The following is a 25977-nucleotide window of genomic DNA, read 5'->3' as shown; positions in this document are numbered from 1 at the left end:
CTCGGCCCTATGACGGTATGGAGCGGAGTCTCCGCGAGCAATGGCGGCGGGACCGTCGGAGCGACCGACAAAAACGAAAGCAGCCCCTCGAAAGGTATCGAGAGGCTGCGAAAGCATTTATCTTGCAAGTCAGTGATTTAGCGCTATATTTCAAAGCGCCGCCGAAAGACTTCGAAAGCCCTGAATCATTCCCACTCGATCGTGCCCGGCGGCTTGGACGTCACGTCATAGACGACACGGTTCACGCCGCGGACCTCGTTGATGATCCGCGTCGCGGTCTTGGCCAGGACGTCCCAGGGGAACTGGTAGAAGTCGGCGGTCATGCCGTCGGTGGAGGAGACGGCTCGGAGGGCCAGCACCTTTTCATAGGTTCGCGCGTCGCCCATGACGCCGACGGTCTTGACCGGCAGCAGAACCGCGAAGGCCTGCCAGATCTGGTCGTACAGACCCGCCTTGCGGATCTCCTCCAGATAGATGGCGTCGGCCTGTTGCAGGGTCTCGACGGCCTCGGGCGTGATCTCGCCGGGGATGCGGATGGCCAGGCCCGGTCCGGGGAAGGGATGGCGGCCCACGAAAGCGTCGCTCAGGCCCAGTTCGCGGCCGAGCGCCCGGACCTCGTCCTTGAACAGTTCGCGCAGGGGTTCGACCAGTTTCAGCTTCATATAGTCGGGCAGGCCGCCGACATTGTGGTGGCTCTTGATGACGTGGGCCTTGCCGCTGGACGAGGAGACGCTCTCGATCACGTCGGGATAGAGGGTGCCCTGGGCCAGGAATTCGGCGCCCTCGATCTTGGCGGACTCGCGGTCGAACACTTCGATGAACAGGCGGCCGATGGTCTTGCGCTTGGTTTCCGGGTCGGAAATCCCGGCCAGCTCGCCCAGGAATTCTTTCGACGCGTCAACGTGGATCAGCGGGATGTTGTAGTGTTCGCGGAACAGGGTGGTGACCTGTTTCGCCTCGTCCTTGCGCAGCAGGCCGGTGTCGACGAAGACGCAGGTCAGCTGGTCGCCGATGGCCTCGTGGATCAGCACGGCGGCGACGGAACTGTCGACGCCGCCGGACAGGCCGCAGATCACCTTGGCGTCGCCGACCTGTTCGCGGATCTGGGCGATCTTCTCGTCGCGATAGGCGGCCATGGTCCAGTCGCCCTTCAGCCCCGCAATGCCGTGGGTGAAGTTCTTCAGCATCTGGTGGCCGCGCGGGGTGTGCATCACTTCCGGGTGGAACTGCACGCCGTAGAAGCGCCGCGTCTCGTCGGCGATCACCGCATAGGGGGAGCCCTCGGACGAGGCCACCACGTCGAAGCCCTCGGGGATGGCGACGATCTTGTCGCCGTGGCTCATCCAGACTTCCTCATCCTCGCCCACCGGAGCCAGGCCGGCCAGCAGGGGAGAATCCTTCTGAACCGTGATGGCGGCGCGGCCGAACTCGCGCGTATGGCCGCCCTCGACCTTGCCGCCCAGCTGTTCGCACAGGGTCATCTCGCCGTAGCAGATGCCCAGGACCGGCACCCCGGCCTCGAACACGGCCTGGGGCGCGCGGGGGCTGCCCTCTTCGTGGACGCTCTCGGGCCCGCCCGAAAGGATGACGGCGGCAGGCTTCATCGCCGCCAAGGCCTGTTCCGCCTTCTGGAACGGGTGAATCTCGCAATAGACGCTGGCCTCGCGCAGGCGGCGGGCGATCAACTGGGTCACCTGGCTGCCGAAATCGACGATGAGGACTGATCGGTGGTCGTGCGGCGTGGTCATGGCGTGATCGAATCCGGGGCGGGAGGTTGCGCGGGGTCTTGGCCGTGTAAGGCCGGAATTTCAAGCGCGGCGAGGCCGTCGGCCTCCAGCACGGCGATCAGACGGTCCAGGGCGGCGGCCAGGTTCTCGTCGACATGGCAAAGGGTGGAGGTCCAGTCCTCGAGCGCCTTCAGTTCGGTCCGACCGTCCGACACGCCGCGCAGGGCGATCAGGGGCAGGCCGAAGGTCTGGGCCGCACGGACCAGGGCCCAGGTCTCCATATCCACCATCTCGGCGTCGATGGCGTCATAGGCGGCGCCGGAGACGACGTTCGCACCGGTCGACAGGGTGGCGGTCGGCAGGCCCGGGACGGGGCACGGCAGGGGCAGGACCGCAGGCTGGTTCAGCAGCGGGGTCACCCCCTTGGGAAAGCCGAGAGGGCTGGCGTCCATGTCGCGATAGGCGACCGAAGAAGCCTGATAGACGCAGGCGTGCTCCAACACCCGCGAGCCGCACGACCCCAGGGACACGATCAGGTCGGGCGGATTGCCCGCCGCCTCCAGCCGGGCCAAGGCGGCGGTCAGGGTCACGGCAGCCTCCACCGGGCCGACGCCGGTCATCAGGGGCTGGATGCGGGCGCGCAGACAGTCGCCGTATTCGGCGGGCGCAGCCATGACATAGAGGACCGAAACCTCGCCGTGCCGAACCGGCCCCATCCCCATCAAGCGGCCCGCTGATAGACGGCGGCGAAGAAGCCGTCGGTGTCGGCCGAGGCCGGCGACAGCCGCAGCCGCGCGCCGGACGCCAGTTCAGCGAACCTGGTCCGGGCGGCGTCGGTCAGTTGCGGCGCGCCCAGCAGGTCGGCGACCGGGACCGGTTTGAACTCGGGATGGGCGGCCTCGAAAGCGTCGGCGCTGGCCTCGTTCTCGCGCGCCAGCATCGAACAGGTGACATAGACCAGACGCCCGCCCGGTTTCACCAGCTTGGTCGCCTGGCTCAGGATACGGACCTGAACGGCGTGCAGTTTCTCGACCTCGTCCGCCGTCAGACGCCAGGCGTCCTCGGGCCGACGCCGCCAGGTGCCCGAGCCCGAACAGGGGGCGTCGACGAAGACCAGATCGGCCTGGCCGTTCAGCGCCTCCAGCCCCCCGCCGTTCTGACCGATCAGCACCAGTTCAGCCTCGACGCCCGCGCGTTGCAGGCGGGGGCGGATATTCTCCAGCCGCTTGTTGACCACGTCGGACGCCGTCAATCTCCCCTGCCCCTTCATGGCCTGGGCCAGACCCAGGGTCTTGCCGCCGCCGCCTGCGCAATAGTCCACAACCGTCGCGCCGGGTTGCGCCCCGGCCAGCCAGCAGACGACCTGACTGCCCTCGTCCTGGATCTCGAACTTGCCGGACTTGAACCCCTCCAGCGCCTGGATGTTGGGCGGCGGCTCGGACGGCAGACGCAGACCCAGGGCCGACCAGGGGGTGCGCGAGACCGCCAGACCGGCGTCACGCAGCTCGGCCTCGACCGCGTCCACCGTGGCCGCCGCGTCATTGACCCGCAGGTCGATCGGCGCGCGCGGCGCCATTAGGGCATGGGCTTCTTCGGCCCAACGCTCGCCGAAGATCGCTTTGAAATCCTCAACCACGAACTCGGGAAGGCCGGCGGCGACCCAGCCGGGAAGTTCGCCCTCCCCCGCCGTGATCCGGGAGCGCTCCTGTTTCGACAGGGGGCGCGGCCCGTAGCCGTCGCCCGCATGCAGGGCCTCGATCTCTTCCAGCGGCAGGCCGTCGATGGCGTGCAGAGACCCGATCACCAGGGCCCGGCCGTCCTCACGCCCGCCCATGATCCAGGACAGGCGGCCGCGCGCCCGCAGCACCTTGTAGACGCGGTCGGCGATGGCGCGCCGGTCCTTGGACCCGGCGTATCGGTTGGCGGCCCCCCAGGCTTTCAGGACGGTTTCCGCCGGCTGGCGGCCCTGGGCGATGGCGTCCAGGACGGAGGCGGCGGCGGCGAGACGGGCGGCTGGGGTCAATCTAGGCTTTCAGAAGAAACAGCGACGCCAGCACCATGACCAGTCCCACGATCGAGACCAGCCAGACCAGCGACCGGATATAGGGAACGCCAAGGGCGTAGAGCGGCAAATAGACGACGCGACCCCAGAAATAGAGGGTCGTCCCCCACAGCGTCAGGGGTCCGGAGGCCTCGACCACATGGGCGATCAGCTCCGCGCCGATGAACAGGGGCAGGGTCTCGAACAGGTTCGACTGCGCCCGCTCCAGACGCCCCACCACTGGGCGGGACGGCCCGACCGGCGTATCGCGTGCGCCGGCGTTCCAGGCCAGACCGAACTGCGCCGTCCGCCCCAGGGCCGGCGCCAGGATGTGGACCAGGGCCAGGATCAGCGTCAGGGCCAGATAGGTCAGTTCGGTCGTCATGGCCTTATCCCTGTCTGTAGTTCGGCGCCTCGCGCGTGATCATCACGTCGTGGACGTGGCTTTCCCGCAGGCCGGCGCCGGTGATGCGCATGAAGCGGGCGCGGTCCTGGAAGTCCGGGATCGTGCCGGCGCCGACATAGCCCATGGAGGCGCGCAGCCCCCCGACGAGCTGATGCAGGACCGGACCGATAGGCCCCTTGTACGGCGTCTGGCCCTCGATGCCCTCGGGCACCAGCTTCTCGGACGAGACTTCCTTCTGGAAATAGCGGTCGGCCGAGCCGCGCGCCATGGCGCCCACCGAACCCATGCCGCGGTACGACTTGTAGGACCGGCCCTGGTACAGGAAGACCTCGCCGGGGCTCTCGTCGGTGCCGGCGAACATCGAGCCCATCATGGCGACGTTCGCGCCGGCTGCGATGGCTTTGGCCAGGTCGCCCGAGTACTTGATGCCGCCGTCGGCGATCACCGAGGCGCCCGATCCCTTGGCCGCCCGCGCGGCGTCCATCACGGCCGTCAGCTGGGGCACGCCCACGCCCGCGACGATGCGGGTGGTGCAGATGGAGCCGGGACCGATCCCGACCTTCACCGCATCGGCGCCCGCGTCGATCAGGGCCCGCGTCGCGTCATAGGTCGCGACGTTTCCGGCGATGATCTGCAGCCGGTTGTTCTCGCGCTTGATCCGTTCGACCACCGCCGCGACTGAGGCCGAGTGGCCGTGGGCGGTGTCGATCACGACGACGTCGCATCCGGCTTCAGCAAGGGCCATGGCCCGCTCGAAGCCGGCGTCGCCGACCGTCGAGGCGGCGCCGACCAGCAGGCGTCCCTGCTCGTCCTTGGCGGCGTTGGGGAAGGCCTGGGCCTTCTCGATGTCCTTCATCGTGATCAGACCGACGGCCCGATAATCCTCGTCCACCACGATGACCCGCTCGATCTTGCGGGTGCGCAGCAGTTCGCGCGCCTCCTCGCGGCTGGCGCCCTCGCGCACCGTGATCAGGTCGCCGGTGGTCATCAGAGAGGCGGCCGTGACGTTCGGATCGCTTTCGAAGCGCATGTCCCGGTGAGTCAGCATGCCGACCAGCTTGCCCGACTTGGGATCGACCACCGGAAAGCCGGTGATCTTCTTGCGTTCGACGATCTCGCGCACCTCGCCCAGGGTCGTCGCGGGGCTCACCGTCACCGGATTGACCACCATGCCGCTCTCATAGCGTTTCACGGCGCGGACCTGATCAGCCTGCTCCTCGATCGTCATGTTGCGGTGAAGCACGCCCAGGCCGCCGGACTGGGCCATGGCGATGGCCAGGCGGCTTTCCGTCACCGTGTCCATGGCGGACGACAGCAGCGGTATGTTCAGTTTGATGTCGCGCGTCAGCTGGGTCGAGACGTCGACCATCGCCGGCATGAACTCGGACGGACCGGGTTCCAGCAAAACATCGTCGAAGGTCAGTCCTTCGCGTATCTCCATGGGGAGTCTCCGTTTTGCGGGCCGCGTATAACGGGGTGCGGGGGGCTACGGCAAGGGTCTTGCGGCTTATGGACCCGATAGATTTTATTGGTTTGCAACCCAGCGCCCCAATGACCATTCTCGCATCATGGTCGGCGTCATCCTCAGCACCGCGCGAAAACTGGCCCTGAAGATCGCCAGCTACGGGGTCATGCACCTCGTGGTGGCCATTCTGGTGGCCTTCGCCATCACCCGCGACTGGCGCATCGCCCTGGCCGTGGGGATGGTCGAGCCTTTCTTCCAGACCATCGCCTATTCGATCCACGACCGCGTCTGGCACCGGATCGAACGCCGCCGCATGGCCTCGAACATCGAAGAGGCGGCCGAGGCCTTCACCGCTCGGCTCGACATCATGTCGCCCGAGGAACAGGCCCGCGTCCACGACAACCACGGCCATGGCCACAGCCACGCCCTGCCCCGGTCGCTGAAACAGGTGGCGGTCAAGACCGTCACCTATGGCGTCATGCACTTCACCGTCGCCGTCGCCGTGGCCTTCGCCCTGACGCAGGACATCCGCACCGCCCTGGCGATCGGCGTCATCGAACCCCTGGTGCAGACGGTTTTCTTCACCGTCCACGACCGTATTTGGTCGCGCATCGAAGAGCGTCGCGCCCGCCAAAGACCCGCGACGGCCTGACGCGATGGCCTGACGCGACGGCTCGTCGCGCCCCCTATTTCTTGTTCAGCGCCACCAGGAACACCTCGGCGCTGTCCTTGCGGCTGGACTCCGGCTTGACGTATTTCACCGTCTCGAACGCCTCGCGCAGCCGCGCCAGAACGCCCCCGGCGTCGCCGCCCTGGAAGTTCTTCGAGACGAAACTGCCCCCCGGCCTCAGGGTGCGGATGGCGAAGTCGGCGGCGATTTCGATCAGGGCGATGATCTTCAGGTGGTCGGTCTGGCGGTGGCCGACGGTGTTGTGCGCCATGTCCGACAGAACCAGATCCGGCGCACCGCCTATGGCCTCGATCAGCTGCTGATCCACGCCGGGCTGGGTGAAGTCCGCCTGCAGCAGGGTGGCGCCCGGGATCGGTTCGATCATCAGCAAGTCCACGCCGGCCACGGCGCCGGCGCCCCGGTTCAGCGCCACCTGGACCCAGCCGCCCGGCGCCGCGCCCAGGTCGATGACCTTGGACCCCCGTTTGATCAGCCGGAACTTGTCGTCGATCTCGATCAGTTTGAAGGCGGCGCGCGAACGCCAGCCTTCCGCCCGCGCCCGTTCCGACCATTTGTCCGACAGCTGGCGCTTGATCCACTGCTGGCTCGACATGGACTTGGTGTCGGCCGTCTTCATCTTCGTGCCCATGCCGCGTCCGGCCGCGGTTCCGCCGCTGGGCGGCCGCACCATTCGACGACGTTCTTGAGGCTTTTCGTCTTCACTCATCGTTCCCACATAGCCCCGACCGGCGTTGCGGGCTATGTCCCGCCGCAAATCAACCCCGAGAGGACGACCGAAATGGCCGACACCCTGACCTTCACCCTGGACACCGGCGACGGCGAAGCCCGCGACGTGGTCATCAAGCTGCGCCCTGACCTGGCCCCGAACCACGTCGCCCGCATCACCGAACTGGCTTCGGAAGGCTTCTACGACGGCGTCGTCTTCCACCGCGTCATCCCCGGCTTCATGGCCCAGGGCGGCGATCCGACCGGCACCGGCACCTCGGGCTCCAACAAGCCGAACCTGAAGCAGGAATTCTCGGCCGAGCCGCACGTGCGCGGCGTCTGCTCCATGGCCCGCACCGCCGATCCGAACAGCGCGAACTCGCAGTTCTTCATCTGCTTCGACGACGCCACCTTCCTGGACCGCCAGTACACCGTCTGGGGCGTGGTCGAGTCCGGCATGGAGCATGTCGACGCCCTACCGAAGGGCGAGCCGCCGCGCAGCCCCGGCAAGATCGTCAAGGCGACGGTCAACTAAGCCGGCTCCACACCGAAAGATCGCGCCGGCCTTGGCCGTCGGCGCGATCTCAGGCCTCCGGCGCCGCCTTGTCCCGGCCGCCGTCGAACCGCAGCGTCTGCGCCTCGCGCCACAGCTGCCGCAGCCCCTCGACCGGCTGGTCCGCCCCCAGCAGGGCCAGTTGTTCGACCCAGACCGTCGCCAGTCGATCAATCGTTGACTGAGTCCAGCCCGGCGGCTGCTGGCGCGCCCAGTTCTGCACCGATCCGGCATTGAAGATCATCAGGAAGACGCAGGCGACCAGCACGGTCTGGCTGGTCCACCGCCGCGCGCGCGCCGCCTCCCCTTCTTCATCCAATGGGGGGGCGGGCGGAAAGGCAAAACGACCGAGGGCGACCAGGGCGTTCTCCCGCGTCGGCAGGTCATGGGCGTTCGCGCCGTCGATCCAGTCGCTGGGCGGATCGGCCGAAACCGGCTCCTCCAGCGGCGGAAACGGCGACACCGGCGGCTGGGCGCGGGTGGGAAAGGGGTCGATCGGGTCCGTCGGCTCGCTCATCGTCGGATCAAGGCCTCAGAACTGGAAATAGATGAAGGGCGCCACGCCCTCGGGCCGCATCGCCTCGACCAGAAGGATCGCCAGTCCGATGAGGATGCCCAGGGTCGGCGACGGCGCCGTCTTCAGCCGTTCGGCCAGCCCCTCCACCGCGCGCGGCGGCAGTCCGTGCATCGCCAGTCCGCCGACGATCAACGCCAGCACAAAGGGGGTCAACAGGCTGAAGCCCTCGAACCGACCCAGGCCGACCAACATCTGCATCGCCAGATCGAAGGTTTCGGCGCGGAACAGAATCCAGCCCAGACAGACGACATGGAAGGTGATGAGAACCCCCAGCCAGGTCGGGACGACCTTGCGGTCCTTGACCAACGCGCGCCCTAGACGCTCCACCACCTGCGCCCCGCCGTGCAGGGCGCCCCAGGCCACGAAGGTCCAGGCCGCGCCGTGCCACAACCCGCCCAGCAGCATGGTGATCATTACATTCATGCACGATGACCACAGCCCTTTGCGCCCGCCCCCCAGCGGCACATACAGATAGTCGCGCAGCCAGCTGGAAAGGCTGATGTGCCACCGCCGCCAGAAGGCCTGCATCGAGGCCGCCCGGTACGGCTGGTCGAAATTGCGCGGGAAGGAATAGCCCAGCAAGGCCGCGATCCCGATGGCCATGTCCGAATAGGCCGAGAAGTCGCAGTAGATCTGAACTGCATAGGCATAGACCGCCGCCGCTATGTCGATCGCCCCATAGGCCGCAGGATCGAAGAAGACCGGATCCACCAGCCGCGTCGCCAGCTCGGACGCGATCACGGTCTTCTTGAACAGGCCCCAGACGATCAGCAGCAGCCCATGGGTCGCCATCTCGCGCGTCAGCCTGGGCACCCGGGCGAACTGGGGCAACAGGTCCGAGGCCCGCACGATGGGTCCAGCCACCAGGTGCGGGAAGAAGCTCATCAGCAGCATGACGTCCAGCAGGCTCTCGGCCGGCGCCGTCTTGCCGCGATAGACGTCGACCACATAGCTGATGCCCTGGAAGGTGAAGAAGCTGATCCCCACCGGCAGCACCACCTGCAACAGGGGCAGGTCCCGCTCCCAACCGAATTGGGCAAGCAGATCAACAGCCTGTTCGACGAAGAAGCCGTAATACTTGAAGAAGCCCAGTATGAGCAGATTGGCCGCCACGCCCAGACTGACCCACAGTTTGCGCCGCGCGGACCGGTCGCTGCGCACGACCAGGGCCGCCACGCCCCAGTTCAGCACGGCCGAGACGATCAGCAGCCCCACGAACCGCCAGTCCCACTGGGCGTAGAAGAACCAGCTGGCGAGCAGCAGGAACAGTTTGCGCCGCCCGTTCTCTCGATCCAGGCTCCAGCTGACCAGATAGACGAACAGGAAGAAGACCGCGAAGGCCAGGGTCGGAAACAGCATCAGTCCGCCTCCCCCTTCGCCGCCTTCCAGCGGTCATAGGCGGCCAGCAGATCGTCGCTCAGCACCCCGCCGATCCACTCCGCCCCCTGGGAAGTGAAATGCACCCGGTCGGGCCGCATATAGGGTTCCGGCGCAGTCGCCAGCCGCTCCGCCGAACAGTCGCCTCCCATGCGTCCGTACCAGTCCCAGAATGCGACGCCCGTCTCGCTCGCGACGCGACGCTGCACGTCCCGGACCACCGCCAGAGATGCGGGCGCGGCCCGTCCGCCGCACGGTCCGGCGGTTCCGGCCTTCAGTCCCTCCGGCGCGCCGAGGATCAGTACAGGCAGGCCCGAAGGCAGGCCCGCCAAGGCTCCGCGCAGCCAGGACTCATAGTCGTCGGCGTCGAAGTTCGGCGCGAACCCATCATTGACGCCGAAGGCGATGATGACCAGGTCCGGTCGCCAGGCGTCCAGCTCCAATCGCGTCCAGTCGCCGTTCCTCAGCACCAAATCCTGAATGGTCCCTCCGACGACGCCGAGATTGGACAGCTCCACGCCCGGCCCCTGTCGCGTCAGCCGCACGTCATGGAGCTTCACCCTGCCCGTCGGGCGAATCTCGAGCCGCGTCTGCAGCGTGTCGAAGATCGCGGTCTGACAAACGGGTTGCCAGATTTCGTCGCGGGGACCGGGAAACACCATCGTCCGCAAGCCCGCGCTACCCGTCAGAGTCAGTTCGGCGTCCTTCGGCCAACCCTCTCCACAAATCTGGACCTTGTCGAAGGCCGCGCTGTTTTCGGCCGCGATGGTTATCACCGCGCCGTCCGCGACGTCCGCCTCGCTGCCTGTGAACCCGACGCCGACCGGCAGACGACCGCCAGACAACACATCCGTCCGCAGCGGCCAATCGGTCGTCGTCACCTCAACCTGCATCGGGGCATAGCCGGCGTAGGGGACGCCCGGCGGCAGAACGCCTCGTCCTCCAACGCCGAACCGGGCCTGCCAGCGCGCGCGCACGGCGCCGGTGATCCGGTCGCCGGCCGTATGGCTGTCGCCGATCTGCAGGATATGGACGGGGCGGTCGCGCGCGCCGGCCTCCGTCGCCTCCAGGGCTTGGAACAGCCCCTCCAGGGCCGCCTCGCCGCACAGGCCGTCCGGACAGATCGAAGACACGCCCGGCGTCGGCGCCGCGGCCGGCCTATAGGCGACCGCGCCCGTTCCGGCCTGCACGTCCGCCTGCCCCGCCAGGATCAGTATCGCCGCCCCCACGGCCCCCAGACTCATGATCAGCCGGTCGGCGGGGTGTCGAGCCGCGGATCGGCCGTCTTCACCTCGATCAGGCCGGCGTCGCGCTTCAACCGCTCGGCCACCGGGGCGGCGATCCGAAGATAGCCGGCCATGCTCATGTGGATGCCGTCATTGGCGCGCATCAGCTGGGGCCGCCCGCTGGGGCCGGGCAGATAGGCGGCGTAGTCGCCCGCCGCATCCGCCGTCAGGGCGGACGTCTCGATCAGGGGCACGTTCAGGGCCTTCATCCGCTCGCGCACCACCGCATTGATCACGGCCATCTTGGCGTCGAACCCGGTGCGCTTCATCTTGGGCAGGCCGACCCAATAGACGGCGACGTCATTGGCGCGCAGCAGGCCGACCAGGTCGTCGATCCGCTTGGCGTAGGCGGCCTTCCAGCCCGGCGTGCCGAAGTCGTGGATCACCCCGTCCAGGCTGATGCCCTGGGCGTCGTTCGTGCCGAACAGCACCACCGCCGCATCGACCGGGGTCTCGCGCAACTGGCGCTCGGTCTTGGCGTGAATGTCCACATAGTCGTAGCGCGACAGACCGGTGGAGACCTCGCTGAACTTGGTCACCGTCACGCCGGGTTGGTGGTTCAGATCTCGATAGAGGGCGGCCCACAGGCCGTCGGCCATGGAGTCGCCGAACACCCCCACGCTCAGACGCCCCTCAGCGAGTCGCGCCTTCAAGGGCGTGACCAGGGGCTGAACGGCCGGCGTCGGCGCCACGGGCGGTGCGGCGGTTTCGGGCGAAGGCGCGCGGTTCTCAGGCGGACTGGCCGAGGCGACGGCCGACCCGCCCAGCATCAAGGTGGGATGACGCAGCCAGCCGCGCCCGTCCGGCGTCAGGGCCAGGCCGATCACCACCCCGACGACCAGCGCCCAGGTCAGTCCGTTTATGCCGACACGCAAAGCGGGGCGCCCCTCCGACGAAAGCGGTTACCTATAGCTTAACATGCGCCGGGCGCCATGACTGACTCTTGTCAGGCGAACGGAAGTTTCAGCCGAACCGCCCTTCGGCCCAACGCGCGGCGAAATAGCCGCCGGTCGCCGAGATCGTCGTCAGGACCGTGCCCCACATCAGATCGACGACGGTCAGCTTGGTCTGCCACGCGGCCAGGGTGGCCTGGTTGGTCAGGTCATAGGTGGCGTAGGCGACGAAGCCCAGCACGGCCCCGTTGATCGCCGCCTTGGTCCAGCTTCCCTCTTTCAAGGCGGGGGCGATGGCCAGGAAGACGGTCCCGGCGATCGAGATCAGATAGAAGAGCACGGCCGCCCTCATGTCCGGCTTCTCGGCCAGGATGGGTCCCAGCACCGGCTTGTAGAAGCGGTTGGTCATGGTGGTCAGCCAGACAGCGTCGATCACCGCGAAGGTGATCCCGGCGCCCAGATAGGCGAAGACATATTTGATCACGACAAACTCCTCAGACGGGTTTTCAGGCCGGTTTCAGGCGATAGTGGCTGACCGCCCAGGTGCGGCCGCCGTCATTGCCGAACAGACCGGCGGTCGCCAGGTAGAAGCGCCGCCACCGCCGGGTCCAAAGCTTGGCGTCCGCCCCATAGGTCTCGCGCATCAGCACGGCGACCCGCCCGGCGTTGCGGTCCATATTGGCCAGCCAGTGATTGGCGGTGCGGGCGTAATGGCCGCCATTCCAGGTCCACTCCTGCTCGACCGCGAACAGGTCGGGAAACTGCCGGATCAGTCCGCGGCTGGGCATGATCCCCCCGGTGAAGAAATGCTGGGCGATGAAGTCGCCGCTGTCGGTGTGGTCGAACCGATAAGGGGCGTCGCGGTGGGTGAAGACGTGGATGAACATCCGCCCATCCGGTTTCAGCCAGGACTTGGCCTTGGTCAGCAGGGCGCGCCAGTTGGCCATATGCTCGAACATCTCGACCGAGACGATCCGGTCGAACCTCTGGTCGGTGTCGAACCGGTTCATGTCCTGGGTCACGACCGTCAGATTGGTCAGCCCCCGCGCCCTCGCCTCGCCTTCGATATGTTTGCGCTGGCCGTGGCTGTTCGACACCGCCGTGATCCGCGCCCGAGGATAGGTCTCGGCCATCCACAGCGACAGCGAACCCCAGCCGCAGCCCATCTCAAGGATGGTTTGCCCGTCCGACAGATCGGCGTGAGCGCAGGTCTCCAGCAGGGCCGCGACCTCGGCCTGGTCCAGCGTCTCCGCTCCCGTCGGATACAGGCAGCACGAATATTTCAGCCGCTCGCCCAGGCACAGGCGGAAAAACTCGGGCGGCAGTTCATAATGCTGCCGGTTCGCCGCATCCGCATATTCCGCGATCGCCCGCTCGGCCATCTCGCGCGCAAAGCCCGCCGGATCGTGAGGGCCGTCGCGATCCAGCCGCCGACGCGCCTCCGTCACCAGACTGTCGATCGCCGGCCGGGTCACGAAGTCCGGAAACGGCGCGTCCTGCAACTGGCGAATGGCGACATTGGTCAGGTTCATCGACGGCTCTGATGAGGCGGTTGCGGCGGTCTCCACAGGCATACGCCCGGTCGGTCCGCACGGATGCCGCCTCGGCCCTTGCCGCCTCGCATCCGCTCCCCATCTGTCCCCCGGTCGCCTTTGGGGGGAGGCCAATCGGACAGTCCGGACACTTCGGACACTGTTTTTTGCGGGCCGCCGCGCAGCCGCGACATCCCCGGCTTGCCCTGTCGTCCGCGCCGGGTTAGGCGTGGCCCAACACGCCGATATTCATCAGGCGATGAAAAGAGGGAGAGCGATGGGTAAGATCTACGCTGACGTCACATCCGCGCTGGAGGGCCTGACCTTCGACGGCATGACCGTCATGTCCGGCGGCTTCGGCCTGTGCGGCATCCCCGAGAACCTGATCGCCGCCCTGCGCGACAGCGGCGTCAAGGGGCTGACGGTCATCTCCAACAACGCCGGGGTCGACGGCTTCGGCCTGGGCCAGCTGCTCGCCACCCGCCAGATCGCCAAGATGATCAGTTCTTACGTCGGCGAGAACAAGGAGTTCGAGCGCCAGTATCTGGCCGGCGAGCTGGAGCTGGAGTTCAACCCCCAGGGCACCCTGGCCGAGCGCATCCGCGCCGGCGGCGCCGGCATCCCCGCCTTCTTCACCGCCACCGGCGTCGGCACCCTGGTCGCCGAAGGCAAGGAGGTCCGCAACTTCAACGGCCGCGACTACGTGATGGAGACCGGCCTGATCGCCGACCTGTCCATCGTCAAGGCCTGGAAGGCCGACGAGCGCGGCAACCTGGTCTTCCGCAAGACCGCCCGCAACTTCAACCCGATGATGGCCACCGCCGGCAAGGTCACGGTCGTCGAGGTCGAGGAAATCGTCCCCGTCGGTTCGCTCGATCCCGACCACATCCACACGCCGGGCGTCTACGTCGACCGCCTGGTCCAGACCGTGTCCGAGAAGCGCATCGAACAGCGCACCGTCCGGCAGAGGGAGGCCGTCTGATGCCCCGCACCCGCGAACAACTGGCCGAGCGCGCCGCCCAGGAGCTTCAGGACGGCTTCTACGTGAACCTGGGCATCGGCATCCCCACCCTGGTCGCCAACTACATCCCCGCTGGCATGACCGTGACCCTCCAGTCCGAGAACGGCATGCTGGGCATGGGACCCTTCCCCTATGAGGGCGACGAGGACCCCGACCTGATCAACGCCGGGAAACAGACGATCACCGAGATCCCGGAGTCGTCCTACTTCAGCAGCGCCGACAGCTTCGCCATGATCCGCGGCGGCCATATCAACCTGTCCATCCTGGGCGCCATGGAGGTGGCCCAGAACGGCGACATCGCCAACTGGATGATCCCCGGCAAGCTGGTGAAGGGCATGGGCGGCGCCATGGACCTGGTCGCGGGGGTCAAGCGCGTGGTCGTGGTCATGGAGCACGCCAACAAGCACGGTCAGTCCAAGGTGTTGAAATCCTGCACCCTTCCCCTGACGGGAACGGGCGTGGTCAGCCGTATCATCACCGACCTGGCGACCTTCGACGTCAAGCCGGACGGCTCGGGGCTGGAGTTGATCGAGCTGGCCGACGGCGTCACCCTGGACGAGGTCGCCGCCAAGACCGAGGCGGCCTATACTGTCTCCGAGGCGCTGAAGGCGGGCTGACCCGGCCCCCGCGACTGCCCGGAGGCCAGCGCCGTGGATGAACTGGAACCCCAGGTCCCCCGCCTGTCCCTGGCGGCCCTCTTCCTGAAGTTCCTCGGCTTCGGCCTCCTGGCCTTCGGCGGGCCCGTGGCCCAGATCGCCATGATCCGTCGCGACCTGGTCGAGCGCGAGCGCTGGATGTCCAGCGCCCGTTTCAACCGTTTGCTGGCCGTCATGCAGGCCCTGCCGGGGCCGGAGGCGCACGAACTGTGCGTCCACATGGGGATGACGGCGCGGGGCCGTCTCGGCGGCCTGCTGGCGGGCCTGGGATTCATGGCGCCCGGCTTCCTCCTGATGCTGGCGGCGGCCTGGGCCTATCAGCGGCTGGTCGCCGACAGCGCCGCCTGGGCCGGCCCGCTCCTGGGCATGCAGATCGTGGTCCTGGCCCTGATCGTCTGGGCCGTGCGGCGGATCGGGCGTCATGTGCTGGAGGATCGGCAGCTGTGGCTGGTCGCGGCCTTCGCCTGCGCCGCCAGCCTGATCGGCGCCCCCTTCTGGATCCCCCTGGTCGCCGGGGGGCTGATCTACGCCTTCGGCGGCCGCCCCTGGATCGCCGCAGGCCTGGTCGTCGCCGCCGTCGTTCTGGCCGTTGTCCTGCGCGGCGACGGGGCCTTCTCTACACCCCTGATCCAGCCGACCGGCGCGCCGGCGGAAAGCCTGGACCTCTTCCTGGCGGGGCTGAAGGGCGGCCTGCTGACATTCGGCGGCGCCTATACCGCCATTCCCTATCTGCGCGCCGACACCGTGGGGCGGGGCTGGGTCTCGGACGGCGCTTTCCTGGACGGGGTCGCCATCGCCGGCGTCCTGCCCGCTCCCCTGGTGATCTTCGGAACCTTCGTCGGCTATCTCGCGGGCGGCTGGGCCGGCGCCCTGGCGGTGACGGCGGGAATGTTCCTGCCCGCCTTCGCCTTTTCGATGATCCTGTTCGAACGGCTGGAGGCGGTCGTCGACCACCCGCCTCTGCACCGCGCCCTCGCCGGGGTGGCGGCGGCGGTGACGGGCGTCATCGCCGCCACGGCCGTCCAGCTGATGTGGTCCACCGCCCAGCGCGCCCCGTCCCTGTGGGGCGCGGGCCTGCTGTTCCTGGTCGCCCTGATCGCGGCGCTCTTCGCCAAGGGGCGCTGGGCGGCGCCGGTCCTCGTCGTCTCGGGCGCTCTGGGCGGCCGGCTGCTCTTCGGCTGAGGCGAAGAACCGACCTCAGCGCGCCGAGCGGATGGTCCAGTCGGCGATCTGGGTGTTGATGTCGCGCGTCGCCGTATCGAAGGCGGCGACGATGGCCGAGACCCGGTTCTCGCTCGCCGGCTGGGTCACGGTGAAGACCCGTTCGACCGAACGTCCCTCTTCCGGCCGGATGGCGCCCTCGTCCCGGCGCTCGGGCGTCGAGCGAAGCTGGGCCCTGGCCGTGATGACCACGTCCGGGGTCGCCCCCGGCGCGGCGTAGCGCGCCTCGAAGGTCGTCACCGTGACCTGCAACACGAGCGGCGGCGTGCCCGGCTCGCGTCGGCCCAGCACCCGGATCTGGTCGGCCCGATTGGCGAAGGCCGCCTTCAGACTGTCGTCGAACAGGGTCGCAGCCGGCGACACCCAGCGCGCCCCGCCGACATAGGCGGTCTCGGTGCCCGTCACGCCGAGGATGCGGTCGTCGCTGCTGGCCTCCGGGAACTCAATGCGCCGGATCGACACCGACAGCGGCGCCGGCGTGTCGCCCTCCGCGGATGGAGCATCCATGGGCAGACCGAACCGATACAGTTGCACCGGGTCCGGCGTGGACAGCAGCGAACAGCCGCTCAGCGAGACCACGACGCCGGCGACGGCGCCCAGTTGGACCAGGGAACGGATCACGGCTGCACCTCCAGCTCTTTCGATTGCGGTTTGCCGATGAAGTCGCGCGGGCTGGCGCGGACGTCGTCGATCAGGGCCTGAAGCGACCGGGTCGCCTCCTGCAGTTCCTCGATGGTTCCGCTCAGCTGCGGCAGGCTGGAGGTGGCGAAGTCGCCCAGAGGCCGCTCCAGTCCGGTTATCGAGCGATTGGCCGAGGCGATGGCGACCCGCGCCTCCGCCGTGGCCTGGTTGATGTTGGCGATGGCTTCGCGGCCGTCGGTATTGACGACGGCGCGCATGTCGGCGCCCAGCCCCTGGTATTCCAGTATGGTGGCGTTGGCGTTCTTCACAGCCTCCTCCAGCTCGGCGAAGATGGCCTTGCGCGCCTCCAGCTCGGTCGTCAGGGCCTCGACGTTTTTCACACTGGTCGAGAAGCTGCGGATATTGTCGTCGGACATGACCCGGTTGATCCGGTTCAGCGCGTCCACCGTCTGGGCCAGGACCGTGCCGGACCCGCTCAGCAGTTCCGCGATCGGCGACGGCTGGCTTTGCAGAACCGGCACCACATTGTCCGGATACTGATCCTTCAGCAGGGCGCTGTTGGGCGAACCCGCAGTGATCTGGATATAGTTCAGACCCGTGATCCCCTGCGGCTCCAGCTGGGCGCGCGAGGTCACGCGCACCGGCGTCGAGGCGTCCACCCGAACCCGGGCGATGACCTGGTCGCCGCGCTTGGTGTCGATATTCAGGTCCGTCACCTCGCCCACGCGGATGCCGTTGAAATGCACCTCGCCCCCTTCCGACAGGCCGTTGACCGGCCCGTAGAAGACGATGTCGTACAGGTCATAGTCGCTGTTGAACTGCAGCCGGGCCAGCCAGATGGTGAACACCGCCAGGGCCGCCAGAAGGGCGACGGTGGCGATGCCGACGGCCGCGTAGTGTGCGTCTCTTTCCATACCTGGCTCTCCTCAAGCCGCCTTTGTGGCCGCGCGACCGCGCGGCCCCAGGAAGTATTCCTTGATCCACGGATGGTCGGAGCCTTCCAGCTCTTTCACCGTGGCCTTTTCGACGACCCGCTTGTCCGCCAGCACCGCCACCTTGTCGCAGATGGCGTACAGGCTATCGAGGTCGTGTGTGATCATGAAGACGGACAGCCCCAGGTCGTCCGACAGCTGACGGATCAGTTCGTCGAAGGCTGCGGCCCCGATCGGGTCCAGGCCCGCCGTCGGCTCGTCCAGAAAGACCAGTTCGGGGTCAAGAGCCAGGGCTCGCGCCAGACCGGCCCGCTTCTTCATCCCGCCCGACAGTTCGGCGGGCTTCAGGTGATGGTGCTCGGGCTTCAGCCCCACCATGGCGATCTTCAGCTCGGCCAGCTCATAGATGACGGCCTTGGGCAGTTTGGTGTGTTCGACCAGGGGGGAGGCGACGTTCTCCAGCACGCTCAGCGACGAAAACAGCGCCCCCTGCTGGAACAGAATGCCGGTCCTGCGCTCGATGTCGGCCGCCTCATCGCTGGTCAGGGTGGCGCGGTCATAGCCCAGCACCTTGACCGACCCGCCCTCGGGCTCCTTCAGGCCGATGATGGTGTTCAGCAGCACTGTCTTGCCCGCCCCGGACCCGCCGACCACGCCCAGCACCTCGCCGCGTTCCAGATCGAGGTCCAGATTCTCATGGATGGTGCGTTCGCCGAATTGGCTCAGCAGACCGCGCACCTCGATCAGGGTCTCGGTCTTGGCTTGGGGAGCGTCGGTCATATGTCCAGCTCCAGGAAGATCAGGGCGAAGACCGCGTCCAGCAGGATGATGGCGAAAATCGCCTGCACCACCGCCGCCGTCACCCGCCGCCCCAGGCTTTCGACATCGCCCGCCACCGACATGCCCTGGCGGCAGCCGATGGCCGCGATCACCAGGGCGAAGACCGGCGCCTTCACCAGACCGACCATCATGTGCTGGGCCATGCTGCCGTCCTCGACCAGACGCTGGAAGAAGAAGGCCGGCCCAAGGTTCAGCGAACTCCAGCAGACGATCAGCCCGCCGATCAGGCCGCCGATCATGCCCGTAAAGGTCAGCAGCGGCAGCATCAGCACCAGGGCCGCCAAGCGCGGCACCACCAGGGCCTGGAACGGATTGACGCCCATCACCTGCATGGCGTCGACCTCCTGGTTCATCCGCATCGAGCCGATCTCGGCCGCAAAGGCGGACGCCGACCGCCCGGCCAGCAGGACCGAGGCGATCACCACGGCGAACTCGCGGAACATGGCCACGCCGATCAGCTGCACCGCGAACACCTGCGCCCCGAAGTCGGTCAGCAGATCGACGCCGATGAAAGCCACCACCGCGCCGATGAAGAAGTTCGTCACCATCACGATCGGAATGGCGTCCAGCCCGGCCCGCTCGCCCTGGCTGACCCAGGCGGGCCAGCGGATGCCGCCCGGATGTTTGGCGGCCTCGACCACCGCCGCCATCAACCGACCGAGGAAGGCCAAGGACAACATGGCCTCCTGACCGAAGTCGTCAACGCCCCGCCCGATCTTGGCGAAGCTGCGGGTGAAGGCGTTGGGTCTCTGAGGCGGCGGCTGACTCTTGCGCTCCAGCGCCTCGATCATCGTGTAGATGCGCCCGGCCTCGGGTCGGTCCGCCCAGGCCGATTTCGGCACGCCGTGCTGCGAAGCCTTCACCAGGGCCAGGGCGCCGGCCGTATCGAACCGGCCCAGGTCGCGGGTGTCCAGGCTCTCGATCTTCCGCCCGTTCAGATCCTTGTCCAGTCGCTGCGGCAGCCGCCCTAGGGCCGTCGTCGTCCAGTCGCCGACGAGACGAAGCTTCGCCGCGCCGCCGCCCGCATCCGTGATTTCGTAATCGGTCTGGCTCATCGCGCCCCGGCAGTCAGAAAGGCCTTCGAACGCTCCCAAGCCTCGCAAGGAACAGCCGAAATCCCGCCTCGGCTAATGGTGAAGCCTTGGACCTTAGTCAACGTGCGATGACATTGGCGCCGTGCTTTCCCCGTGCACTGTGTCGAACCTGCGCGCCTCATCACCCCTCCAGCCGCCACGCTGGCGGCGTGTTAAAACGCCGCCGACCCGGTTTGGTTCTAGGACCGGCTTATAAGCCGACTCGCGGCGATCAGATCATCGACGAATCCGCGACGCGCCTCCGCCCGCGAATCCGCATCCGGCAGGCGAAGCAGATAAGAGGGGTGAACGGTGACCATCCCGACCGAACCGTCCTCCAGAGTCAGGGCCTGCCCCCGCTCCTTCGTCACGGCCGGCTTGCGACCCAGAACCGCCAGTCCCGCCGTCGCCCCAAGGACCAGCACCAGCTTGGGACGGATCAGGCGACGCTCGGCGTCCAGCCACCAGCGGCAGGCCTGGACCTCGCCCGCGTTCGGGGTCTTGTGCAGCCTTCGCTTGCCGCGCGGCTCATGCTTGAAGTGTTTGACCGCATTGGTGACATAGACATCGGCGCGTTCGATCCCCGCCTCTTCCAGGGCGGCGTCCAGCACCCCGCCGGCGGGGCCGACGAAGGGCTGGCCGGCCAGATCCTCCTGATCCCCCGGCTGTTCGCCCACGATCATCAGCCGCGCGCCCCTGGGGCCCTCGCCGCAGACCCCCTGGGTGGCGTCGCGATACAGGGGACAGCGGCGACAGGCCTGCACCCCGCGCTCGACCTCGCTCAGATCATCGGGAACCGCATCCGCTGTGGGCCGCCCGGCGTGCAGATCCGGCGCGATGGCCCGGGAGAAACGGGCGTTGGGTTCGGGAGCGGGCTTGGCGACCATGACATCGGTGCGAACCGACGACGCCGCCACCAGTTCCGGGATCAGCGCCGCCTCGGGCAGGTTCTTCCAGTATCCCTTGGCCATTTCTCCCTTCATCGCCTTCACCTTCAGCCGGGCGGGATTGAAGGTCGAGGCGTAGTAGGTCTTCCAGAATTCCTCGATCTCGTCCTCGGCCGGGGCCATGTCGCGGGTGGCCGGCGGGCCGAAGGCCAGTTGCTCCCCGTCCCAAAACGCCGAGCCGTCCGGGGTCAGGATCGACCAGCGCATGGTCGGGAACCGGCGCTGGAAGAAGGGGGCGGTCTTCTCAAGCACCCGATGCGGCGGCTCGAACCAGGCTACCCAGGCCTCGCCCCGCCCATCCTCGACCTGCCGGAACCGGACGAAGGCCTTCATCTTGTGCGAGGCCCGACTGACGGTCTTGGCCCGCTCCATCGCCTCGGCCACGTCCCGGTCGGAGATCACCTTCATCAGATCGGGCTCGTCCCTCAGCCGCCACAGCAGCCGGTACAACAGATCGAACCGGTCGGCGGAGCGGTGCAGGATCACCTCGCGCGCCAGGTCCACGAAGGCGGCGGGCGCCGAGAAGCCCTTCTCCTTCCGCTCGCCCCCCCCTTGAGGATGACGAGGCGTGGCAGGCGGGTGAGCGACCATAGGCGGCTCGTCGAACAACCCGCCCTGCCCGGACGCCTCAGCTCCCTCGACCACGAACCGCGCCGCCGCAGGCTCCACTCCGGCCAACCGCATCTCGCGCGCCGCCGTCCTCCAGGCGTCGAAATCCGTTTCCGACGCCAGCATCGCCGTCCGCATCAGAATAGGCTCAACTGTTGCGGCGCCCCCGTCGCCACCCGCGCCCTAAGGTCCGCCGCGTCGGTCAGGCCGCCGGGCGTCCAGTCCAGGGCCGTGATCCAAGGCCGGACCTTGTCCACCGATCGGGTCAGTCGCCCCACGTCCTCCAGCCTCAGCGTCCGATACCGGCGCACCGACACGATCCGGTCCACCGCCTTCACCCCCAAGCCCGGCACGCGCAGCAGCATCTCGCGCGGCGCCCGGTTCACATCGACGGGAAACTGCTCACGCCGATTCAAAGCCCAGGCCAGTTTCGGATCGACCGCCAGGTCCAGCATCCCGCCGGCGGTCCCCTCCCCGATCTCGGGGGCGGAAAAGCCGTAGAAGCGCATCAGCCAGTCCGCCTGGTACAGCCGATGCTCACGCATCAGCGGCGGCTTAGACAGGGGCAGGACCGAGCTGGCGTCGGGGATCGGGCTGAAGGCCGAATAATAGACCCGCCTCAAGCCATAGCCGCCGTACAGCGAGGCGCTCCGGTCCAGGATCTCGGTATCCGGCGCCCCGTCCGCGCCCACGATCAGCTGGGTGCTCTGCCCGCCCGGTGCGAACCTGGGCGGCTTGATCTTGTCGCGCTTGCCCGGCTTGGCCGCCTCGACGCCCAGCCGCACCTGCCCCATCGCCTTCTTGATGACCGCGACGTCCTTCTGGGGCGCCAGCCGCGCCAGGGCCTCGTCGCGCGGCAGTTCGATATTGGCCGACAGCCGGTCCGCGTAAAGCCCCGCCATCTCCACCAGCTTCGGGTCGGCCTCGGGGATCAGCTTCAGATGGATATAGCCGCGGAAGTCGTGGACCTCTCTCAAGGTCTTAGCCGCCAGGACCAGCTGTTCCATCGTATAGTCGCTGTTGCGAATGACCCCCGACGACAGGAACAGCCCTTCGATATAGTTCCGGCGATAGAAGTTCAGCGTCAGGTCCACCACCTCGTCCACGCTGAACCGCGCCCGCTCCACATTCGACGAGGCCCGGTTGATGCAATAGGCGCAGTCGTAGATGCAGAAATTGGTCAGCAGTATCTTCAGCAGGCTGACGCAGCGCCCGTCCGGCGTATAGGCGTGGCAGATTCCCATGCCCTCGGTTGACCCTATCCCCCTGCCGCCGACCGAATCCCGCTTCGACGTCCCCGACGACGAGCAGGAGGCGTCGTACTTGGCCGCATCTGCAAGGATCGACAGCTTCTTTCGGAGATCGAGACGCGCCATATGTTCATGATACGTTCCAATCGGCGGCGCCGTCCAGCGTGGCTTTAAATCTATTTTGGGGAAGGCTTAACGGAGCAGGTCAAGCAGGGAGGTGCTGCGCAGCGTGTTGATCACCTGGGCCGACGCCTGTATCGCGACCTGCGCCATCTGCAGATCAGTGACCGCCTGGGCCGGATCATAGCCCGTCTTGTCGTTCATCAGCTTTTCCAAGGCAATCTTCTGCGACTCATGGGCGTCCAGCGCGGACTTGACCTGGTTCTGAACCAGTCCGTTCTTCGCGGTCTGGTTGGTGACTTCCGTATTGGCGGCGTCCAGAGCCTTCAGCGTCGCCTTCAAAAAGGCCTCTACCTCAGCGGTCGGCTTGCCGGTGATCGAACCGGGCGCGGCGGGGGTATAGGTCACGCCGTCTATGACGACAGCATTGCCGTTCTGGTAGGATTGGATGGTGCGAAACACGTCCGTCAGACCGCCGCCCAGCTCGCTGGCCACAAAGCCCGTCTCGACCAAGGTGTTCTCGTCGATGCGCGACTTCTGTTTCAGGGTGTCATTGGCGAAGGTCGAGGCCGTGGAGGGAGCGGCGGCCAGATCAGCCATGGTGGAGGCGGTCGCTGGAGCGTCGTCGCTGTTGCCGCCGCCGAACAGATAGCTGCCCTGATGCTGAGCGTTCAGCCCGCCTTGGATGGTCTGATAGTGCAGTTGCAGCTCGGTCATCAGATTGGTCACGCCGCCGGCCGCCAGGGAGTTGGCGATGGCTTCGCGCGCGCCGGCGCCGCCTTCGTAGATCCGCCCCATGGCCAGGTCCTGCGCGTCCAGCCGCGCCGCCGCGCTCTGGCCTGCGCCGATGAAGCCCTCCAGCCGTTCCTGGGTCGCGGTCAGGGTCGTCAACTGCTCGGCGCTGCGGCCGTAGCCCGCCATGTCGGTGGCGATCTTTTCGCTGGCGATCCGCTCCTGGGCCTGCTGGGCCCGGCTCTGGGCGCTCATCAGGTTCAACAGGGCCGACTGATAGCCCGCATGAGTGGCGACACGTGTCATCTCAGGATCCCGATCAAGGTGTCGTACATGTCCTTGCTCGCCTGGATCAGGCGGGCGGAGGCGTTATAGGCCTGCTGGAAGGTGGTCATATTGACCAGTTCCTCGTCCATGTTCACGGCCTCGGCGGAGGATCTGCGGCTTTCGGCCTCCTTCGCCAGGGCCTCGGCCGTCTCGCTGCGGGTCTTGGCCGCAGACGCCTTGGCGCCGATGTCGCCGGCGAAATCGGCGGCATAGGCCGAAACCGTCTTGGTCGCGGCGCCCATACCGCCGGCGGCGGCGAAGTTGACGTTCTTCTTGCCGGCGTCGGCCAGCGCCAGGCCGCCGCGCCCGTCGTTCTTGCTCAGCGCAGCCGTGCCCGCCGCCGCTGACAGATTGAACTGGGACAGGGCCAGTTTGCCCGGATCCTGCTGAATGTCGCTGCGCACTGAATATGCGCCGGCGCGGGTCGCCCCGGTCCCGCCCAGGCCGAACAGCTGCGACATCGACAGGCCCGACGGCGCCTGGGTGGTGGCGTCCTTGACGATGCTCATCGTCGTGCCGCCGTCATAGGCCCTGAAGCTGAGCGCGCCGGCGGCGTCCAGGCTGAAAGCGCCGTAGCGTCCCATGCCGGTGACCGGATCGTTCAGGGCGGTCAGCAGCTCACCCATCGTGCCCGTCCCGGCGGGCACAGCCACGGTGACGTCGCGCAGACGCGATCCCGTCTCGCTGCCGATGCGGAAGGTCAGGCTCTCGCCGGGGTCGAAGCCGTGTTGCGAGGCCAGGGTCAGACCCGTCTCATAGAAGGTGGGCGTGGTCGTGCTGACCAGATCGTTCAGTCCGAACCAGTGGGAGAAGCCCCGCCCGCCCTTTGCGCTCGGCGTCGCGGCGTCGTCGGCGACGGCCACACCGTTCCCGCCCTGCCCTTCCAGCCTCAGACGGCCGTCCGAGAAGGTGGCGGTGGCCGTTCCGCCCAGCTGAGCGTTCAAGGTCGCCAGGAAGGTGGTCGGATCAGCCGCGACGCCGTTGATGGTCATGGTGGCGCCGGAGAAGACGATCGTCGCCGACCCCTGCACCACCCCGGCGCTGTTCACGGCGGAGATGGTGGTGCTGCCGGTGAAGCCCGTCAGCGCGTTTTCGAGCGACTGGCCGGTGTTGCGCCCGTTCAAACTGGCCGGCGCCGGCACGCTGCTGTGGGCGTTGTGCGCGCGGTTCATCTCATCGGCCAGCTTCGCCGTCAGCTCGCCCAGCCGCGCCGCGGCCTTGGGCGCATCGGTGTCGCGCAGATCGATCAGTCCGCGAATCTCACCCGACGACACCCCGTCCAGCAGCGGCCAGCGCGTGCCGTTGGGCTCGGTGATCATGATGTCGGCGAAGGCGGTCGTGGCGTCGACCGTGCCGGCCGCCTGATAGGACAGGGTGGCGTGCCCGTCGCCGACCAGGGTCATGCCGGTGCCCGTCCGCACCGTGACGCCGCCGTTCGGCCGCTGCTCGATCTTGACGTCCATATATTTGGACAGCTCGTTGATCAGCGTCTGTTGCGCGTTCTGAGCGCCGGTGACGTCCTGATTGATGATCGACCCGGCCGAGATCGTCTTGTTCAGCGTATCGATCTGTTCCAGTAGCGGATTCACCGTCTCGATCGCGCTTTGCAGCCGCCCGTCCGCCTCCTGCCGCGCCGACTGGATCTGGGCGGCGATGCCGGCGGCCTCATTGAACAGAGCTTGGGTCTTATAGACGGTGTCCTGACGCGCCGCCGACGACGTCGGACTTTCCGCCAGGGTGGCGTAGCTTGCGAACAGCTTGTCGATGTCGGCGAAGAAGCCGCCGTTGCCGCTGGGGTCGCCGAACTGGGTCTGGATCTGATCGTAAAGCTCGTAGCGAACAGTCTCGCGCGCCGCATCCGACTTGGCGGCCATGCCTGCGGCCTGAAGGAAGCGATCCGTCGCCAGCCGAACGCGCGCGGCGTCGACGCCGGCGCCGCGCCCCTGGGTTACCGCCGAAGTCTGATCGACGACTTTCCGCACATAGCCGGCGGTGTTGACGTTGGCGATATTGTCCGACGTGACCCGCAGCTGGGCCTGGGCCGTCTGCAGGCCCGACGTCGCAATATTCATGATTGACGTCAGCGACATGGACGCACCCCCTTCGCCTCGGGCGACCCGGCGCCCGGCAGCCCCTGCCCCGTCACGCGCAAATCTTGCCTGGCGACGCATTGTCGACGCCCAGGGAGAGCGTTGTTTTTAAACGACATAGCTGACAGCACAGACTTCATGGTGAAGATGCGGCGCAAGGGTCAGGCCAGACTGCGGCTGTGTCGGCGGCGTCGGCTGGGTGCGCCGTGGGCTTGCAGCGCCCTCCCGGCGATCGGCGCCGGGCAAAAAGGGGCGAAAGCACGG

25 protein-coding genes are annotated in these 25977 nt (G+C 67.4%); 5 read left to right on the top strand and 20 right to left on the bottom strand.

Annotation, left to right across the window (positions count from 1 at the left end):
- Nucleotides 1-185: 185 nt before the first annotated feature.
- From guaA to guaB, 5 genes are read right to left on the bottom strand one after another with little or no spacing between them, the layout of a single operon-like run.
- Nucleotides 186-1748 (bottom strand): glutamine-hydrolyzing GMP synthase, encoded by a 1563-nt coding sequence (gene guaA / locus ACW178_RS07815; RefSeq protein WP_054765246.1) that lies wholly within the window; start codon nt 1746-1748, stop codon nt 186-188.
- Nucleotides 1745-2449 carry a 5'-methylthioadenosine/S-adenosylhomocysteine nucleosidase gene (locus ACW178_RS07810; protein ID WP_224762129.1) on the bottom strand — a complete coding sequence of 235 codons (705 nt, stop codon included), beginning with the start codon at nt 2447-2449 and terminating at the stop codon, nt 1745-1747. Before ACW178_RS07810 ends, guaA begins: the two co-directional genes overlap by 4 nt.
- Entirely contained in the window at nt 2449-3750 is a 1302-nt protein-coding gene (locus tag ACW178_RS07805; RefSeq protein ID WP_492024445.1) for an RsmB/NOP family class I SAM-dependent RNA methyltransferase, read from the bottom strand. The genes ACW178_RS07810 and ACW178_RS07805 overlap by 1 nt, the downstream gene beginning before the upstream one ends.
- Before the next feature lies 1 nt (nt 3751).
- Complete coding sequence (locus tag ACW178_RS07800; RefSeq protein ID WP_287106560.1) at nt 3752-4153, bottom strand: MAPEG family protein; 402 nt, start codon at nt 4151-4153, stop codon at nt 3752-3754.
- Nucleotides 4154-4157: 4 nt separating this feature from the next.
- A complete protein-coding gene (gene guaB, locus ACW178_RS07795; protein WP_191558078.1) occupies nt 4158-5615 on the bottom strand; it encodes an IMP dehydrogenase in 1458 nt (485 codons plus the stop codon).
- A 127-nt stretch (nt 5616-5742) separates the two neighbouring features.
- Between guaB and ACW178_RS07790 the strand changes: the two genes are divergently transcribed.
- On the top strand, nt 5743-6291 hold the full coding sequence (locus tag ACW178_RS07790) for a DUF2061 domain-containing protein (RefSeq protein ID WP_191558077.1): 549 nt from the start codon (nt 5743-5745) through the stop codon (nt 6289-6291).
- 34 nt (nt 6292-6325) lie between these two features.
- Here ACW178_RS07790 and ACW178_RS07785 read toward each other — a convergent pair whose 3' ends face one another.
- A complete protein-coding gene (locus tag ACW178_RS07785; RefSeq protein WP_191558076.1) occupies nt 6326-7036 on the bottom strand; it encodes an RlmE family RNA methyltransferase in 711 nt (236 codons plus the stop codon).
- A gap of 72 nt (nt 7037-7108) precedes the next feature.
- On the opposite strand from ACW178_RS07785, the gene ACW178_RS07780 reads away from it, so the two are divergent.
- Nucleotides 7109-7570, top strand: coding sequence for a peptidylprolyl isomerase (locus ACW178_RS07780; protein WP_182713702.1), 462 nt, complete (start codon nt 7109-7111; stop codon nt 7568-7570).
- Nucleotides 7571-7619: 49 nt separating this feature from the next.
- Here the strand turns inward: ACW178_RS07780 and ACW178_RS07775 are convergent, their stop codons facing one another.
- The 6 genes from ACW178_RS07775 to ACW178_RS07750 all read right to left on the bottom strand — a co-directional run bounded on the left by ACW178_RS07775 (nt 7620) and on the right by ACW178_RS07750 (nt 13253).
- Nucleotides 7620-8105 carry a hypothetical protein gene (locus ACW178_RS07775; RefSeq protein ID WP_492024444.1) on the bottom strand — a complete coding sequence of 162 codons (486 nt, stop codon included), beginning with the start codon at nt 8103-8105 and terminating at the stop codon, nt 7620-7622.
- Between the two features lie 15 nt (nt 8106-8120).
- Nucleotides 8121-9524, bottom strand: a complete 1404-nt coding sequence (locus ACW178_RS07770; RefSeq protein WP_191558075.1) for an MBOAT family O-acyltransferase — start codon at nt 9522-9524, stop codon at nt 8121-8123.
- On the bottom strand, nt 9524-10786 hold the full coding sequence (locus ACW178_RS07765) for a GDSL-type esterase/lipase family protein (RefSeq protein WP_191558074.1): 1263 nt from the start codon (nt 10784-10786) through the stop codon (nt 9524-9526). The genes ACW178_RS07770 and ACW178_RS07765 overlap by 1 nt, the downstream gene beginning before the upstream one ends.
- Before the next feature lie 2 nt (nt 10787-10788).
- A complete protein-coding gene (locus ACW178_RS07760) occupies nt 10789-11703 on the bottom strand; it encodes an SGNH/GDSL hydrolase family protein (protein WP_191558073.1) in 915 nt (304 codons plus the stop codon).
- An 88-nt stretch (nt 11704-11791) separates the two neighbouring features.
- Nucleotides 11792-12205, bottom strand: a complete 414-nt coding sequence (locus ACW178_RS07755; RefSeq protein WP_152949838.1) for a DUF2177 family protein — start codon at nt 12203-12205, stop codon at nt 11792-11794.
- 22 nt (nt 12206-12227) lie between these two features.
- On the bottom strand, nt 12228-13253 hold the full coding sequence (locus ACW178_RS07750; RefSeq protein WP_492024443.1) for an SAM-dependent methyltransferase: 1026 nt from the start codon (nt 13251-13253) through the stop codon (nt 12228-12230).
- A 277-nt stretch (nt 13254-13530) separates the two neighbouring features.
- Here ACW178_RS07750 and ACW178_RS07745 point away from each other — a divergent pair, with 277 nt between their 5' ends.
- Genes ACW178_RS07745 through chrA form a run of 3 tightly spaced genes read left to right on the top strand, consistent with a single transcriptional unit; the run spans nt 13531 to nt 16112 of the window.
- Nucleotides 13531-14235, top strand: a complete 705-nt coding sequence (locus ACW178_RS07745) for a CoA transferase subunit A (RefSeq protein WP_191555411.1) — start codon at nt 13531-13533, stop codon at nt 14233-14235.
- A complete protein-coding gene (locus tag ACW178_RS07740; protein WP_191555410.1) occupies nt 14235-14891 on the top strand; it encodes a 3-oxoacid CoA-transferase subunit B in 657 nt (218 codons plus the stop codon). Before ACW178_RS07745 ends, ACW178_RS07740 begins: the two co-directional genes overlap by 1 nt.
- A 33-nt stretch (nt 14892-14924) precedes the next feature.
- Nucleotides 14925-16112, top strand: a complete 1188-nt coding sequence (gene chrA, locus ACW178_RS07735) for a chromate efflux transporter (protein WP_287106169.1) — start codon at nt 14925-14927, stop codon at nt 16110-16112.
- 15 nt (nt 16113-16127) lie between these two features.
- Here the strand turns inward: chrA and ACW178_RS07730 are convergent, their stop codons facing one another.
- The 8 genes from ACW178_RS07730 to flgK form a co-directional block, all read right to left on the bottom strand.
- Nucleotides 16128-16772: an ABC-type transport auxiliary lipoprotein family protein gene (locus ACW178_RS07730; protein ID WP_201463901.1), complete on the bottom strand. Its 645-nt coding sequence runs from the start codon at nt 16770-16772 to the stop codon at nt 16128-16130.
- Nucleotides 16769-17707: an MlaD family protein gene (locus ACW178_RS07725; RefSeq protein WP_054765229.1), complete on the bottom strand. Its 939-nt coding sequence runs from the start codon at nt 17705-17707 to the stop codon at nt 16769-16771. The genes ACW178_RS07730 and ACW178_RS07725 overlap by 4 nt, the downstream gene beginning before the upstream one ends.
- Before the next feature lie 12 nt (nt 17708-17719).
- On the bottom strand, nt 17720-18505 hold the full coding sequence (locus ACW178_RS07720) for an ABC transporter ATP-binding protein (RefSeq protein ID WP_152949836.1): 786 nt from the start codon (nt 18503-18505) through the stop codon (nt 17720-17722).
- Entirely contained in the window at nt 18502-19620 is a 1119-nt protein-coding gene (locus ACW178_RS07715; RefSeq protein ID WP_152949835.1) for an MlaE family ABC transporter permease, read from the bottom strand. The genes ACW178_RS07720 and ACW178_RS07715 overlap by 4 nt, the downstream gene beginning before the upstream one ends.
- 218 nt (nt 19621-19838) lie before the next feature.
- Entirely contained in the window at nt 19839-21332 is a 1494-nt protein-coding gene (locus tag ACW178_RS07710; RefSeq protein WP_287106167.1) for a UdgX family uracil-DNA binding protein, read from the bottom strand.
- Entirely contained in the window at nt 21332-22570 is a 1239-nt protein-coding gene (locus tag ACW178_RS07705; RefSeq protein ID WP_191558067.1) for a putative DNA modification/repair radical SAM protein, read from the bottom strand. Before ACW178_RS07705 ends, ACW178_RS07710 begins: the two co-directional genes overlap by 1 nt.
- Before the next feature lie 66 nt (nt 22571-22636).
- A complete protein-coding gene (locus tag ACW178_RS07700; protein WP_152949832.1) occupies nt 22637-23602 on the bottom strand; it encodes a flagellin in 966 nt (321 codons plus the stop codon).
- Nucleotides 23599-25713 (bottom strand): flagellar hook-associated protein FlgK, encoded by a 2115-nt coding sequence (gene flgK, locus ACW178_RS07695; protein WP_182713715.1) that lies wholly within the window; start codon nt 25711-25713, stop codon nt 23599-23601. The genes ACW178_RS07700 and flgK overlap by 4 nt, the downstream gene beginning before the upstream one ends.
- Between the last annotated feature and the right edge of the window lie 264 nt (nt 25714-25977).

Source organism: Brevundimonas sp. AVps4 (genome assembly GCF_058681525.1).
This window is presented reverse-complemented; position numbering and strand designations above follow the sequence as displayed.

Coding starts and splice junctions, on each gene's coding strand:
- guaA (WP_054765246.1), bottom strand. CDS start 1,748: ATGACCACGCCGCACGACCACCGATCAGTCCTCATCGTCGATTTCGGC.
- ACW178_RS07810 (WP_224762129.1), bottom strand. CDS start 2,449: ATGGGGATGGGGCCGGTTCGGCACGGCGAGGTTTCGGTCCTCTATGTC.
- ACW178_RS07770 (WP_191558075.1), bottom strand. CDS start 9,524: ATGCTGTTTCCGACCCTGGCCTTCGCGGTCTTCTTCCTGTTCGTCTAT.
- ACW178_RS07780 (WP_182713702.1), top strand. CDS start 7,109: ATGGCCGACACCCTGACCTTCACCCTGGACACCGGCGACGGCGAAGCC.
- ACW178_RS07785 (WP_191558076.1), bottom strand. CDS start 7,036: ATGAGTGAAGACGAAAAGCCTCAAGAACGTCGTCGAATGGTGCGGCCG.
- ACW178_RS07720 (WP_152949836.1), bottom strand. CDS start 18,505: ATGACCGACGCTCCCCAAGCCAAGACCGAGACCCTGATCGAGGTGCGC.
- ACW178_RS07750 (WP_492024443.1), bottom strand. CDS start 13,253: ATGAACCTGACCAATGTCGCCATTCGCCAGTTGCAGGACGCGCCGTTT.
- ACW178_RS07790 (WP_191558077.1), top strand. CDS start 5,743: ATGGTCGGCGTCATCCTCAGCACCGCGCGAAAACTGGCCCTGAAGATC.
- ACW178_RS07745 (WP_191555411.1), top strand. CDS start 13,531: ATGGGTAAGATCTACGCTGACGTCACATCCGCGCTGGAGGGCCTGACC.
- ACW178_RS07800 (WP_287106560.1), bottom strand. CDS start 4,153: ATGACGACCGAACTGACCTATCTGGCCCTGACGCTGATCCTGGCCCTG.
- ACW178_RS07705 (WP_191558067.1), bottom strand. CDS start 22,570: ATGGCGCGTCTCGATCTCCGAAAGAAGCTGTCGATCCTTGCAGATGCG.
- flgK (WP_182713715.1), bottom strand. CDS start 25,713: ATGTCGCTGACGTCAATCATGAATATTGCGACGTCGGGCCTGCAGACG.
- ACW178_RS07715 (WP_152949835.1), bottom strand. CDS start 19,620: ATGAGCCAGACCGATTACGAAATCACGGATGCGGGCGGCGGCGCGGCG.
- ACW178_RS07775 (WP_492024444.1), bottom strand. CDS start 8,105: ATGAGCGAGCCGACGGACCCGATCGACCCCTTTCCCACCCGCGCCCAG.
- ACW178_RS07765 (WP_191558074.1), bottom strand. CDS start 10,786: ATGAGTCTGGGGGCCGTGGGGGCGGCGATACTGATCCTGGCGGGGCAG.
- ACW178_RS07710 (WP_287106167.1), bottom strand. CDS start 21,332: ATGCGGACGGCGATGCTGGCGTCGGAAACGGATTTCGACGCCTGGAGG.
- ACW178_RS07700 (WP_152949832.1), bottom strand. CDS start 23,602: ATGACACGTGTCGCCACTCATGCGGGCTATCAGTCGGCCCTGTTGAAC.
- guaB (WP_191558078.1), bottom strand. CDS start 5,615: ATGGAGATACGCGAAGGACTGACCTTCGACGATGTTTTGCTGGAACCC.
- ACW178_RS07740 (WP_191555410.1), top strand. CDS start 14,235: ATGCCCCGCACCCGCGAACAACTGGCCGAGCGCGCCGCCCAGGAGCTT.
- ACW178_RS07725 (WP_054765229.1), bottom strand. CDS start 17,707: ATGGAAAGAGACGCACACTACGCGGCCGTCGGCATCGCCACCGTCGCC.